This is a genomic window from endosymbiont GvMRE of Glomus versiforme (genome assembly GCF_003546845.1).
This window is the reverse complement of record NZ_NWVA01000006.1, coordinates 80913-94452: the sequence shown is the minus strand read 5'-3', so window position 1 is coordinate 94452 and position 13540 is coordinate 80913. Positions and strand designations below refer to the sequence as shown.

General features: G+C 32.5%; 20 protein-coding genes. 8 read left to right on the top strand and 12 right to left on the bottom strand.

Translation table 4 applies throughout. The features are described 5' to 3' along the window. Positions 1-43 precede the first annotated feature (43 nt). Positions 44-1882 (top strand): hypothetical protein, encoded by a 1839-nt coding sequence (locus GvMRE_RS09950; protein ID WP_147411036.1) that lies wholly within the window; start codon positions 44-46, stop codon positions 1880-1882. 4 nt (positions 1883-1886) lie between these two features. Here GvMRE_RS09950 and GvMRE_RS09945 read toward each other — a convergent pair whose 3' ends face one another. The 12 genes from GvMRE_RS09945 to GvMRE_RS09895 all read right to left on the bottom strand — a co-directional run bounded on the left by GvMRE_RS09945 (position 1887) and on the right by GvMRE_RS09895 (position 8947). Beyond that, complete coding sequence (locus tag GvMRE_RS09945) at positions 1887-2489, bottom strand: hypothetical protein (protein ID WP_147411035.1); 603 nt, start codon at positions 2487-2489, stop codon at positions 1887-1889. Between the two features lies 1 nt (position 2490). Continuing rightward, positions 2491-2703, bottom strand: coding sequence for a hypothetical protein (locus tag GvMRE_RS09940; RefSeq protein WP_147411034.1), 213 nt, complete (start codon positions 2701-2703; stop codon positions 2491-2493). A gap of 5 nt (positions 2704-2708) precedes the next feature. Continuing rightward, on the bottom strand, positions 2709-4493 hold the full coding sequence (locus tag GvMRE_RS09935; protein WP_147411033.1) for an AAA family ATPase: 1785 nt from the start codon (positions 4491-4493) through the stop codon (positions 2709-2711). A 5-nt stretch (positions 4494-4498) separates the two neighbouring features. Beyond that, positions 4499-4783, bottom strand: a complete 285-nt coding sequence (locus GvMRE_RS09930) for a hypothetical protein (RefSeq protein WP_147411032.1) — start codon at positions 4781-4783, stop codon at positions 4499-4501. 5 nt (positions 4784-4788) lie between these two features. Then, on the bottom strand, positions 4789-5820 hold the full coding sequence (locus tag GvMRE_RS09925) for a THO complex subunit 7 family protein (protein WP_147411031.1): 1032 nt from the start codon (positions 5818-5820) through the stop codon (positions 4789-4791). Positions 5821-5888: 68 nt separating this feature from the next. After that, positions 5889-6416 (bottom strand): hypothetical protein, encoded by a 528-nt coding sequence (locus GvMRE_RS09920; protein ID WP_147409918.1) that lies wholly within the window; start codon positions 6414-6416, stop codon positions 5889-5891. Between the two features lie 5 nt (positions 6417-6421). Continuing rightward, complete coding sequence (locus tag GvMRE_RS09915; RefSeq protein WP_147409917.1) at positions 6422-6646, bottom strand: hypothetical protein; 225 nt, start codon at positions 6644-6646, stop codon at positions 6422-6424. Between the two features lies 1 nt (position 6647). Continuing rightward, the gene (locus tag GvMRE_RS09910) at positions 6648-7049 is read right to left on the bottom strand and encodes a hypothetical protein (RefSeq protein ID WP_147409916.1); all 402 of its coding nucleotides are present in this window, start codon (positions 7047-7049) and stop codon (positions 6648-6650) included. Positions 7050-7214: 165 nt separating this feature from the next. Continuing rightward, entirely contained in the window at positions 7215-7346 is a 132-nt protein-coding gene (locus GvMRE_RS14420; protein ID WP_281267973.1) for a hypothetical protein, read from the bottom strand. Positions 7347-7353: 7 nt separating this feature from the next. Beyond that, positions 7354-8058, bottom strand: a complete 705-nt coding sequence (locus GvMRE_RS09905; protein ID WP_147411030.1) for a hypothetical protein — start codon at positions 8056-8058, stop codon at positions 7354-7356. After that, positions 8033-8350, bottom strand: a complete 318-nt coding sequence (locus GvMRE_RS09900) for a hypothetical protein (RefSeq protein ID WP_147411029.1) — start codon at positions 8348-8350, stop codon at positions 8033-8035. The genes GvMRE_RS09905 and GvMRE_RS09900 overlap by 26 nt, the downstream gene beginning before the upstream one ends. Positions 8351-8389: 39 nt before the next feature. Continuing rightward, positions 8390-8947: a hypothetical protein gene (locus GvMRE_RS09895; RefSeq protein WP_147411028.1), complete on the bottom strand. Its 558-nt coding sequence runs from the start codon at positions 8945-8947 to the stop codon at positions 8390-8392. A 62-nt stretch (positions 8948-9009) separates the two neighbouring features. On the opposite strand from GvMRE_RS09895, the gene GvMRE_RS09890 reads away from it, so the two are divergent. The 7 genes from GvMRE_RS09890 to GvMRE_RS09860 all read left to right on the top strand — a co-directional run bounded on the left by GvMRE_RS09890 (position 9010) and on the right by GvMRE_RS09860 (position 13438). Further along, positions 9010-9405, top strand: coding sequence for a hypothetical protein (locus GvMRE_RS09890; protein WP_147411027.1), 396 nt, complete (start codon positions 9010-9012; stop codon positions 9403-9405). Beyond that, entirely contained in the window at positions 9405-10085 is a 681-nt protein-coding gene (locus tag GvMRE_RS09885) for a DUF6940 family protein (RefSeq protein WP_147411026.1), read from the top strand. Before GvMRE_RS09890 ends, GvMRE_RS09885 begins: the two co-directional genes overlap by 1 nt. A gap of 3 nt (positions 10086-10088) precedes the next feature. Continuing rightward, positions 10089-10820 carry a leucine-rich repeat domain-containing protein gene (locus GvMRE_RS09880; RefSeq protein WP_147411025.1) on the top strand — a complete coding sequence of 244 codons (732 nt, stop codon included), beginning with the start codon at positions 10089-10091 and terminating at the stop codon, positions 10818-10820. A gap of 241 nt (positions 10821-11061) precedes the next feature. Next, positions 11062-11961, top strand: a complete 900-nt coding sequence (locus GvMRE_RS09875) for a GTPase (protein WP_147411024.1) — start codon at positions 11062-11064, stop codon at positions 11959-11961. A gap of 75 nt (positions 11962-12036) precedes the next feature. Next, positions 12037-12363 (top strand): hypothetical protein, encoded by a 327-nt coding sequence (locus GvMRE_RS09870; RefSeq protein ID WP_147411023.1) that lies wholly within the window; start codon positions 12037-12039, stop codon positions 12361-12363. 18 nt (positions 12364-12381) lie between these two features. Continuing rightward, positions 12382-12741: a helix-turn-helix domain-containing protein gene (locus GvMRE_RS09865; protein ID WP_147411022.1), complete on the top strand. Its 360-nt coding sequence runs from the start codon at positions 12382-12384 to the stop codon at positions 12739-12741. Positions 12742-13078: 337 nt separating this feature from the next. Next, positions 13079-13438 carry a hypothetical protein gene (locus tag GvMRE_RS09860; RefSeq protein WP_147411021.1) on the top strand — a complete coding sequence of 120 codons (360 nt, stop codon included), beginning with the start codon at positions 13079-13081 and terminating at the stop codon, positions 13436-13438. Positions 13439-13540 lie beyond the last annotated feature (102 nt).

Sequence of the window (13540 nt, the reverse complement as noted above, 5' to 3'; positions counted from 1 at the left end):
TCTCTCTCTCTCTCTCTCTCTCTCTCTGTAAAGGAGGTTTAACATGGTAGATAAAGAAAAACAGCAAGAGGAATTAAGGGCTTTTGAAGTCTATTTTCCTGCCAATGATAGAACTGATAGGGCAATAAAAGAAATCAAAAAAGATTTAACGGAACTAAACAAAATAATTGATACTGAAAAACAATACCAAGAAATTGAACTCATTTTAAAAAAGCACACTTACAATCGAGATATGGCTTATTCTCACTTCAATAATGGCAAACTATATGAATTAGGAATTAGCACTCTTGATACTTTGGATAAATATGATACACTAATTAAAGAAATAAAAGAAAAGCTTGAACAAAATAAACAATCACCAAAGACCAAATGTTCCCAATGTCAAAAAGAAATCACCAACACTCCAATCAATGAAAACTTTTGTAGCAAAACCTGTTCTCTATATTCCGAGATAAGCCAATTACTAGCCGAAACTTATGCTTCAGTAGATGCCGATAAACTTCACCAATTAGCCCATAAACTATTAGAACTTGCCCAAGAATACTTTCCTTCTTTACCTGCTTGCTTAAAACCTTACTGTGATTATTTAATTGAGAATTTACAGAAGCTAAACGACACCGCTTACGAAACTTGAAATGATGTTGACAAACTTCAAGTAATCTTAGGTTATTGTCAAGCCAAAGAAGAAGTGGTTGGTTCAAATAATTTAAGTTTATTAAGAGTAGCAACCACATATATTCATTCTTCTAGTTATTTGTTCTGAAATGGCTATGAATGAAGTAAAAAGACTATCAAACAACGAATAGAAGCATTAAAATCTCAGCAGAACTCTCAAAGAAAGGATAATAAAGACAACAGAAACAAAGATAATTTACCAAGAGGTAACTCTTCTTCCGCAGAAATTAATAGTTATTGTGATGAATGTTCAAAAGAAATTAAATCGGAAAGAACTTACTGATACCGAGAAGGATATAAGGAAAAATTTTGTTCTAAACTATGCTATAATAACTATTATACTCCTGTATGCGACAATTGCCAGCAAAAGTGTCTAGGTAATAGTTATTATAATGACATAGACAATAAAACTGGAACAATTTGCTTTAATTGTAACGAAAAAAGAAAAAGAGACTTTCAGGCTGTTGAAGAAGCAATTAAATCTTTACGGAGAGAATTGGAGAAGCATCCACAAGTTTCTTGGGATGAAGTATCTTTGTCAATAGAAAATCTTATTGAAGAATTAGAAGAAAAGCAACAAAAAGGAAGGTTAAGTTCTTATATTATGACCAAAATAAATGAAATTAGACAAGTTAGGCAACATAAGCAGAGAGAGAGAGAGAGAGAGAGAGAGAGCAATTTGCCTTACAAACAAAACAAGAATAATTTTTCAGACAATAGTTCTACAATAAACCAAGATAATTTACCTAACACTGGTAATTCTGAACTAGACCAACACTTCCAAAGAGTTTATCAGCAAAACAAAAAAGTCTTTGGAGAATTTTCAGTAGAATACCAAGCAGCGTTAGAACAGCAAAAAGAAATTATTTCTTTACTATCCAATGCTTCTTCTAAAAAACAGCAAAAGTTCCTTGATTTAGCTAGAGAATTAAGTCCATTACAAAACAAATTAACCTTTAATCCTGAGACTAAAACTTTTGATTCCTCACAATTGAGTGTCACAGAGCAACTCAGATATAATCGAACAGTTCAAGAAATCAGTGAATTATTGGCTAAATTAAAGCAAAAACAAACCAAACAAGAACAAAAGGCTAAACAAACTAAACTGTTAATTGGTATCAGCTGTGGATTAGTAGCAATAGGACTAATTGGTTTAATTGTTTGGCTAATAATTAAAAAGCAAGAAAACAGGAATAAAAAAGTCTAAATAACTACTTCTTCACCACTAAAAAGTAAATCAGTAAAATAACTGCTCCTGCAATTATTAGTTTAGTGGTAAAAGAAGGCTTAAAACTATTAGCCATATTACCTAAATTAGCACTACTTATCGAACCACCAGCAACATTTGCTCCGGTTGTGGCGGCATTAGTTTGAGCTTGTTCTAATTTTGTAAGTCTGGTAGTTATGCTGTCTCCTCGACGGTTTAAATTGCTTAATTCATTTACAAGCAGCATTTCTTGGCGTTTCAAACTTTCTTCTGTTTCGTGAGATTGACGCAATTCAGGATTATTTATTTTGGCTCTGACACTTTCTAGTTGTTCTTGTGTCTCTTTGGCTTTTTTGACGTTTTCTTCTTGCTCTTTTCTTAAGTCTTCACGAAGTTTATTTAATTCTTCAATAGACTTACCTAATAAGTTATAGGCTTCTGGTGAGGCTTGTTGACCGTTGCTGTTTTCAATAGCTCTATCAAGCACTGAACCAGCTACAAATCCTGCTCCTGCACAAGCACAGGTAAGACCTAAACTGGCTCCAGCGGTAAATGGAGCTAAGCAAACCCCGCAAAGGGCTCCTAATATTCCTAAGCTCATTCCCATATTATTTATTTCCTCCTTGTTGATTGTTAATTGTATCGTTATTATCTTTTATAGTTAGTTTTTTTTTAATGCTTTCTAATAGGTTAGTGACTTCTTTAAGTGCTTTATGATATCTGCCAATATGATTGGCTTGTTCTTTTAGGGTAGCTTTAATATTTTGGGCTTGGGTTTCGATTTGGATTATTTTTTGGATTAATTCTTGTTGTTTATTCATATTTTTTATCTAATTTTATTTTGTAGGTCGGCTACTTGTCTTTGTAAGTCTTGGATTTCCAGTTGGATAGTAGAGCTGGTGGCTGATTGGAGACCGCTACCCATTTCATTGATAGCAGTTCCGATTTTCTGTAAGAGTTCATTAGTTTCATCTATTCGCATATCGATAGTGTCTCGAACTACGCTTATTATGTCCTCAATCTTATCAGTACGAGGACTTTCTCATTTGCCATTAAAATGGTGTAGTTGTCCACTCTCTTTTAAGTTTCAAAAGAACTCAAAGAATTCTCCTAACTGGATTCCAGGCTGGGCAGGCTGTTGTTCATTGGAATTTTCGGGTTTAATTTCGGGCAGGTCTTTTTGGGTTTCAGGATGGGCAATAAATTTTTTTCAAAAGGGCAGGAATAACTCATTAAAGGATTTGATGGAAAACTTGTTGACAAACTCATTATCTTCTTTTTTTAAAACAGCAGTTTCAGTTCAGTGGCGAGGAAATTGCCCGTAAATTCCTTTTCTTCTAGCGTGTTCATAGAAGTCTCCTAAGGTTCAACTGAAATCAAGAGGATTAGAAAGACGACCAGGACGATAAACCGCTTTGTCAATTTCTTCTAAATAATTAGTGGCAAAAATTCACAAGTTTTTACTTTGTTTTTCTTTATTTACTCCCTCCATACACTCTTTTAAGAACTGTAAACGACTAGGGTCATGAGTAAAAGCATTATTGCTAACTTGATTTGCTTCATCCACGAAAAGAATATAGCGAGCTTCTCCACCTTCTTCTCTTTCAAAACCAAAATTATCTACTAAATTTCAAGTTATATCGCTAACTGTATAGACAAATTTTTGTAAAGGTTTAAGTCCAGCTACATTATCGGCAAAAGTAGGAGTAAATGAAGAACCCTTAACTTCAACCATCGGAAAACGGTTAGTTCTTAAACATAATCTTTTAGTTATCGAAGTTTTACCGGTTCCAGGGGCACCATAGAACAAAGCGTTGTTATCTTTTCCACTAGTTGAATCGAGTTCTCCTCTAGTGGGATTGATTAGAACTTTTTGCTCTCATTCAAGAATCTTTTTATTGGTAAAAATAAGTTCTTCATTGCTATCAAGTAAAGTAATACCTGGTTTTATATTCTCTTTGCTAGGAATTCCGTTGACATATTTTTGCTCATTAGTTAGTTTTTCCCAGCAAGCAGGTGGGAAGTGAATAGTATATTGTGCTCCATAAATACAAGTTTCGGGTTCTTGACCACCAAAAACTTTGTCTACTAATTCTTTTCATCCACCTTCTAGAGCAGTTTTAATAACTCCGTGCATTAATTCATCTGCTCAGTTGTAAGCTTTTCTTTTTCAGTGAAGTTTCTTTTCTCTATTTTTCTTTTCTTCTCTAACTGCTGCTTCTTCAGCATCTTTTTTAGTTTTTTCAGTTAATTCTTGGGCATATCGTAATTTCTCTAGTTTTAACCATTCAATTCCCTGATTCAGGATTTCTTTTTTATCATTCAAAACCATTTGTTCTCACTCAGTGCCATTAGCTAATAATAAATATCCTTGTAAAGTAGTCAATAAAGCACTATAATCTTTAGGTTCTACTGCCTGTAATCTATCAACATCAGCTTGAATTCTAGTGGCTAATTCTTTCTTTTGCTTTTCTTGGGGTAAGTAAACTAAAAAGAGATAAGCAACTCCTGCAGTTAAGAGCAAAAGAATTAGGGTGAGTTTCTTCTGCTGCTGTTTTTTGATTTGGAGTTTGGATAACTCTTTTTCTTCTTGGTCGTATTCGTCAAACATATTAGTTATTCTCTTAATCTTTTCAATAATTCCATTTTCTTAATAATCTTATCTTCCATGGCAATTTCTGCTTGAGCTTTTCTTTTAGCTCGTTTGTCTTCACTTTCATGAAAGAGATAATAAATGGCAAAGGCTAATAGGGCAAGGATGGCAATTAAAACTAATCCTCTTTGTCAAGGTTCTAGATTAGTATAGTGAGGACTGAAATCTTCTCATAATTCTCCTACTTTATTTTCTAATTTTTCGGTTTGTTCACCAAGATTTTGTTTGATTTTATCAGGATTAGTCATAATTTTTAGTAATAATCATCATAGTGGCTAGGTCTGGAAGGGCTGTCTTTTTGGTTCATGAGAAGGAAAATAATTGCTAATGCTACAACAGCGAAAATAATCATGGTTTGTTGGTCTAGTTGAGATTGGTTTTGGGAAGGTTGATTAGGTTGGAAAGGGTTGTTTTTTCCTCCGGGATAATTTGGCGGAAAATTAGAACTTCTTCCTGGACCAGTAGGAGTTTGGTTAGGAACATTGGGATTAGGCGTCTTGTTGGGAGGAGGCGAAGAATTAGGGTTAGCTTTACCCTCTAACATGGCTATAAGTTGGTTAATACTATTGCTATAATCGTAATTATTGGCTTTATTTCAAGGATTAGCAGTGATTTTTTGTCCCACTTCATCAAACTCTTTCTTAAGGTTCATCATGTGCTGATACAATTCAGCTTTTTTATTTGGGTCAGTTTCTGCTTCGTGTTTACGATAAGTTTCTTCTATTTCATTCTTGATCTGTTGCTGTTCTAATTGTAATTTCTCTAATTCTACTAAAGCTTCATAATTAAGCCCATTTATTTCACCTATTTGGCTATTTAAGTCATTAGTAAAAGAAGTGATATAAGGAGTTAAGAAACTAGAAGTATAGTCTTCTCAAATAATGCAAAGTCCACCAGAATATCCCACATTAGATTCAATGGCTCCGATATTCATTTCTGTTAGTGCTTGATTAGCTTTGGCTAGTAAAGAATTTTTATGAGTAAGAAACTGCTCAGAGCTACTACATTCCTTTAAACTGGCAATAGCATTACTCATATCAGCTACTTTATTGAAAACGCCGACTAATTTCTGAACATCTTCATCAAAGTTGTGTCCTGCTCCTCATCCGCAACGACCACCAGAAAAATAACCTGTATCGCGTGAATCATTTTGAGCTCGGCGGGATTTAGTTTTTATCAAGAAAGAGTTTTTAATAGCACTAGAATCATAGCTTATTGCTCCGACTCGACTGCCACCACCTGAACCAAGGTTTCTTCCTCCTCGAGATTGGGGATAGTTTACCATTTATTTATTCTTCCTTTCAATATTTACTCCTAAACCCATAATAATTCCAATCATCATCCAACCACTCATTATCCATGTCTCCTTTCAATCATTCTTGCTCATTCCCCTAACTTCCCTTTCACTGAAATAACTTTTTGATTTAACCCTTGACAATTATTCTGTAAATCTTTAAATTCTGGTAAGGTATTAATTTCAGCAGTTATTCCCGCCTCTAAAACCTTAATTAATTTAGTTAAATCAATTTGATTGTTAGCATTAATGGTTCATTTTCAAGATAAACCACTCCGAGAACCACCTCATTCACTATTGTCTTTCATGGCTGTTGATACTGAAAATTGGTCAGCAGCATCACTGGAAAAGACTATTTTGCTTTTACAGAGAGACGAATTATTTTCATAAACAAGCAAATAACAACTAAGCAAACTTACTTCAAATTTGACTGTTGTTGAAGAAATTCCTCGGTTAGTTATTAAACTTGCTTGTTTTTCTTCATCCCAGGTTAGTGAGGCTAATAATATTGTAATATCTCCTGAATCACGAAAAGATTTCAGTTTCCTAACTAACTCCCTGAGAGAGAATGGTTTTTCTATGGTCATAGTTTTTATAAACTCCTCCCTAATTCTTGGAATTCTTTAATAAGTTTCTCTAATATCTTCTCATTTTCGGAGTTTTCTTTCATTTGGAGTTCTAATTTACGATTGCTTTCAGCTAACTTTTGGTTAGTTTCAGTGATAGTTTGGGTATTGGTGGCTAGTTTGGTTTTAATTTTGGTTTGGAGTGTGCTTCATTCAGTGGCTAATTGTTGTAATTTATCTTTTAAGTTCATATTATTTGATTTCTTGGTTTAGTTTTTGCATGGAGGCTATTAGGTTATTAAGCGTTGTTTCTAGGGCTGATTGGTCTTGGTTAGAGGGCAGGTTATCAGTTTGTGTTTCTTTATCATTAGTAGGCTTTTGGGTAGGCTTTAACTGGCTTTCTAGCTTGTTTTTAAGCATAGTTAAGTTTCAAGACTTATTAGTATCTATTCCTTGCTCTTGGGCTCAGAGGGCAACTTGGTTTCATTGGTTGGTTAAGAGGGAAATTTGTTTATCACTTAAATTAGTTTGAGTTTGAGTAGATTTAAGGGCAGGTTGAAGGCTTTTAGGAATAGTTTTTGGGTGTTCTTGTTTTTGACTGAAATAATAGACTATTAGGATTAAAAGAATAGCAATTATTAAGATTTTATTCATAGATTAGTTGGTTTAGAGGAAGATTAAAGGGTAAAAGGGCAAAAGGGAAAATATAGTAATATTTTTAGTGAATGGTTAATTACAAAGTAAATAAAAGGGCAGGTAAATTATTTAAAAAAGCAATTAAGAAATATCCTATCAACAGACCATTTAGAAAGAAAATGGTTAACACAATTCTGCTAACTCTTTTTCCAAAGATTTAGCTTGGGAAATTAGTTTTTGGTTGCGACCTGATTGGGCTCAACTAACTCCTTTTTTGCTTTTTCTTTTCATAGATTTGCTGAGAATGCGTGACATATAATAACTAGTTTATTTTAATCTTTGGTCTATATTTACCTTTCCCATACTTATCAAAGCCATGAGAACGAGGCTTTTTATTACCATAAGCATATTGAGAATAAGAAGAATTAATTAGTTTCTTAAAAAGTTGGCAATATTCTTGATATCAAGGACTGTAATCATGTCCTTCTCAGGCTAAATACTTTTTAATTAACCGTTGATTTTTTTGGTAATAGTCTCATCTTTCCCGATTAAATTCCAGATAACGGGAAAAATCTTTATTAAGCAAAGCCTGACTTTCTCTTTCTCGCAAACGAGTAAATTTTTTCAGAATGCTCCTTTGACCTAAAGTAAACTTCTTCTGGTGAGCTTTGATATGAGCCGCTTCATGGGCAATGGTGTCAAAGAATTCGGCTTTATTTCGCAAAGTATACCAGGGAATATAGACTATTTTCTGAATCTCATCCGTTCAACCTCAGCCATTGCTCAGTAAAGTTTTAGCGGATAAGTTTGCCGGACATTCGTAACTTACTTTTTGCTTCGGAAGGCAGTAAATTAGCATCTTTGCTACTAACTTTTGGTGCTTAACTTCTAACTTTTTAGCAGGGCAAGAAACAGGGCAAGCCGCACCTTTATTAGGAGTAAATTTGGCTTTACAGTCAGGGCAATTGCTTGCTAAGTTATTTTTTTTATCTAAAAACATTTTAGTGTTTAATTCTTGCTTTGTCAAAAGCTTGGGTTATTTTGTCAAACTCTTTGATTCTTTTTTGCTCTGATTTAGGTAATTTGGCAAATTCTTGGTTTCAAGTTGTCTGTCGATTGGTTTTTTTGTTTGTTTTTGGTTCTTGGGGAATGAGAATTCGACCACAAGTGCGACATTTGTTAGTTTGTTTGAGAGAGTTTGTTTTCTTTTCTCCCAAAAGTGAAATTACTTCTTTTTCGCTAATTTCTTGATTTCTAATTTTGGTTCTTAGTTGCTGCAAGAATTCTTGGTTAGTTCTAATCATGCTTAATCTGTTCATATATAGATTTTAATAAATAAGCCTAGTTTAGAGGCAGTTTTAATCCCATTTACATCATTTTTCACCCCCGATTTTTTGTTTTCATTCTCAGCGAAAGTTTTGGCAATCATTAGTTTTGTATTTTCTCTTTAATTCTAGTTTGCCAGTTTCAAGCAATTCTTGGATATAGAAAACTAAATAAACCCCACAGTTATAGCCGTCTTGCTGTTTATCTCCTTGGAGAATTTGGATATTATTTTCTAGTTCAGTAATTTGGCTAATGAAAGGCTTAATTTGTTCTACTTCACTTTCTACTCCTCACCCAGAAGAAGTATATCACACTAAATAATTAGCACAGTCTTCTTCAAAAGTTAAGTTTTGTAAAATAAATAATCCTCAGTGATTACCACTTACTCGTAAAGGAAACAAGGTGTATTCAGCTTTATTTCACTCTAATTCTTGGAGGAATTCAGGTAAATCTCATTCTTGGTTATCTTTGGCTCTTTGGAAAGCGTTATAGATATTAGCGATATCAGTTCTTAAAAGAAACTTGCGGAGAAATTTCGGATGATAAAAAAGAAAAAATAATAATTGCTGAATTAGAAGAGATAAAGTCATCAGTAATAAATAATAAAGAAGCATTAATAGGAGAAAAAATCGAAGCGAGAGAACTTTTACGGGTGGTAGTTGAAGATATTTCTTTAAGAGAAAGGGCTGACGAAGTAGCAAAGGAAGCTCAGGAAATTTTAGGCAACTCGCAATCCTCCAAAGAGGAGTTTGCGGTCGTTACTCAAAAATTGATTGACTGTTTGGATAAATTTAAAAATAATAAACCACAACGGTCAAGAATTTTTCAACAACAACAACAACAACAACAAATCAAGCAACTTATTAATCAACTTGATCAGCATCAGCGAATTCAAACAAAGGATACAAATCTCTCTCTAAAAGAAAATGAACCAAAGTCAAATAATACTTTCGGAATAACAATAGGAATTACTTCTGGAGTGGTTTTAATAGGTGCTTTGGCTTATTGAATTCTTAAAGGAAAAATGAAAAGGGGGGAAAATAAATAATGGTGTATACAATAATTAAAAACAGAGTAAGCAGAGACATAATTAAATATCGGTTTGCGAAGTCAGACAATAACAAGTTAACTTATGCAGAATTTATTCAATTGTTAAGCAATAAAGATAAAGAATTTATAAAAGAATTTGATAGCCAATTAAGACAAGTGCCGACAGAACTTTCATCACGGTCAACTGCTTATTTTTGAGAATGTGTTCCGGTTTCAGAGGACACTACCAACAGAGAGTTTGAGTTTGTGGTAGTGAAGGCAGAGGTATTAGATAATATTACTTGTGATTATTCTAGTTTTGTCGAGCATTTTAATCGAAGTCAAGACAATCATGTGGTTAGTTTTCCTAGTTTAAGTGGCGATACATTAATAGTTCCAATACCAATAAATGATTATAAAAATTTAAAAGAGTTTAACAATAATGCTTCTCTTGAACAGAAAGAGCATTTTTGGCAAAAAGTCGGAGAGAAAATGAAAGAAAGTTTGCTTAATGCGAATGGGGCTCCTCGTTGGTTATCAACAAGTGGATTAGGAGTTTCTTATCTCCATGTTCGTATTGATAGCAGACCGAAATATTATTCTTTTGATGAGTATCGACAATTTTGAAATCAATCTCAACAAGCAAATACTCAGCGGCAGCAATTTTGGCAGCTTCCATGATGACAAAAAAAGGACTAAATTATGACACAAGCCCAAAAATGATTAGGGGATAATTATCCTTTACTAAATAGAGAATATATTACTAAACTGGATATTAGTAAGAAAAAGTTAGAAAATCACTTACAACTAAAAGGATTTACTAATCTAAAAGAGTTAGAATTATCTGATAACGAAATTACTAGTTTAGAGATTGTTAATTGTCCGCATTTAGGGGAAATTAATGGCGTGAGAAATAAACTTATCAAAATAGATATTAAAGGTTGCCCGCAATTGAAAAATCTTTGAGTTTACAGTAATTTATTAACTAATTTAGATTTAAGTCAGAATAGTAAATTAGAAGAATTAAATATTGATAACAATAATTTCTCTGAACAAGACTTATCTTTTTTAAGTCATTTAAAGAATTTAAAAAAGTTATGAGTAGGAAATAATATTGAATGGAGAATTAAGCAGGGAATTTATAATCATTTTGCTGGTTCTTTGGAATTCTTAAAGGATATGGAGCAATTGGAATGATGCGACATTTCTAATACGGATGTTGATAGAGGATTAGAATATTTACCTAAAAGGGTAGAAAATTTTCGTTGTTTAAATAATTATCGCCCAAATGCCAAAGTTCAAGTGTTAAACAAACTTTTAGAAAAGGAAAAAAGTGATAGATTTTCCCAAGAACTTGAAATTTATAAGCAGAAGATTCAAATTAAAGCTCAGGTTCAGCAGGCAAATTTGATGAATTTTAGCAAGGAGGTTTAAGAAAGTGTGTTCCTGCTAGTTCTCGTGTTGTTTACTTAATAAACCCTCTTTTTTACGAAAGAAAAACTTCTTTATTAACTTAAAAAAACCTGTTATATTTCCCTAAAATTCACTCTAAATTTATCTCTCTTTACGCTCACGCATTTCATCAATGATAGAATAAAAAAAAATTATAATTATGGTTGATAAATCAATTCCAAAATTATAAAAAAAACTTTTTTGGTGTAAAATATATAATATTATGACAGTTAAAAATATATTATTAGTAGGAAAGACAGGTAATGGTAAATCTACTTTAGGTAATGTTTTGGTGAATAAAAATGACAATTTTGAAGAGGTTTTTAAAGGAAGTGATGGTAGTCGTAGCAAAACAATTGATATCCAAAGTGAACAATTTACAGTAAAATTAGGAGAGTTATGAGAAATTGACTATCAAATAATTGATACGCCAGGCATGGGTGATAATCGATTTGATGAGAAAGTAATATTAAATAAATTGGCTGAATTAAGTAAGTTTGCTGACACTGGTTTTTATCAAGTTTTTTTTGTCGTAAAAGGAAGACTTAATAACGAAGATGTAGAGATATATAATTCACTTAAGGATATTTTTGGTGAAGGTATTAGTAAGTATACAACCATTGTGTGAACAGATTTCAAGGGTTTTCGGGATAAGAAAAAGTGCGAGACTGATAGAAAAGAATTGGTTGAAAATAATGAAAAAATAAAAAAAATGGTTGAGTTGTGTAATGGAATTGTTTATGTTAATAATCCATCCTTAGATGATGATGACGATGAAATTAATAAAAAAATGCGGGAAACTTGTCGAGAATCTAGAAAAAAGTTACTTAGTCATTTGTTACAAGTTGATGCAGGTTATAGACCAGAAAGTTTAGCCAAGTTGAATGAAAAAGTCAATGCTTATCTTGAAGAAAGGGAGCTTTTACAAAAGGAATTAGAAGAGTTACGGAAGGTCGCAAAAGAAAATAGGATTAAGGAGAAAGAATTAAAAGTTAAACAGGAACAAATAGCCGAACTTGAAGCCAAGGTTCAAGAAGAAGTTAAAAATTCGTCTTATTGAAAAAATAGATGAGAAGGTTTGGGTATTGGAAGTCGCTTGTTTCGTCTTTTCGGAGGTAGTTAATAAGTTTATGCTAAATTACTTTTAATTAGTTTAAATTTAGGTAAAAATGGCATTTTCGGTGTAAAAAAATATTAAATGCCCTTACCGCCTTTAATTACTACTACACCCGAAGGTCGGCGAATTTACCCCCTTGAAATAACTATTAACAGCAAAAAGTTATCACGCTTAATCATCGACCCGCATTTTGAGAAAAAACATGGTAATTATGTTAATGATAAATTGATTTGGGAATCAGTTCAGCAATTAAATAATGGTTTTTTCTTGCCTGACCCACCAAAAACACTGAGTACTTGACAATATTTCACGATTGAGAATATGCTCCATAAAGGCAAATATTATTGTCTAGTTTGGTGCTGAAAGAAAGAAAACCCAAATTATATTGGAATAGTCAATTGTTATTAAGGTAAAAATTAAATAACTATGAAAAATCAAGAAAATTATGCTTTTCCTACCGAAGCAGAATTAAAAGCAATTAGGGAAAAAACCAGTAATCCCAATTATCGTTACAAAAATCAGGCTTTATCGTCTCATGCTTCGGTAGAGGAGAAGTTTAAATATAAAATTTGTCAAGCGATTTTAGTTTACCAGCAAGAGAATAATTTGCCCGTGGAAAATTTGGCTAAAATGTTAAATGCTCCTTTGACTAAAACTTATGATATTTTGTTAGGAAAAATTGCCATTTTTAGTTTGAATGATTTAGTGAATTACTTGGGGAAATTACCAGTTTCTTTGGAAGTAAAAATTACTAGTCTTAACCAGCCCCAAATTAATCATATTTAGAAAATGTGTTGACCGACTTTCACCGCTGGCCGCAAGATTGACCCTGAATTTTAATAATCCCTATTTATTTATTCGCTTTTTGGTTTATTTGTGGGGTCTGTGGCTTTTATTTATTGATTAAAAAAAGATAACCAAAAAGCGAAAAAGTGATTTCTTTATTCTCTGCTCGCCATAGCAATAGCTTTATTTGCTTATTGAATTTGGCACGGAGTAAAAACTGGTAAATGGTTTAAGATTTAGGAAAAAAGGGAGCCAAAACTTCCTAAATTCTTAACTAATAATTGAGTTTCTTTGCTGAATTATTAGCCAAAATCAAGTTAAAATTTACTTATACATTTTGACCAAAAACATTAATCAAACTAGCCAATTATTCAGAGCAAAAATGTTTCAACATCCCGAAAATCATTCACCAACTAAAAACCATTCTCGGCGGTGAAAATACACTCAACCCGACCTAACTGTTTTTTGTTTTCTCTGTGCGGAACAATTTGCCATTAAATATATTCTGCCTAAAAAACAATATTCTTTAAAAAATAATTGGGGTTATTGAACCAGTAAAGAAACTTTTAAGAACCAATATATTTGCGATAATTGCTTAATCAAAATCCATCACGGTGGAATTATTAATTGGGTCAGTGAAAAAGAAAAAGCCGATATCTTTTATACTTATTTATCAAGAAAGACTTTACATTGTTAATCTAAACATATAATTATTGAACCTATAATATTCACGAGTGTGAAACAAGAAAATTAACCTAAAAAATTAAAAAAGTGTAAAAAGAAACTATTATGATAAAAA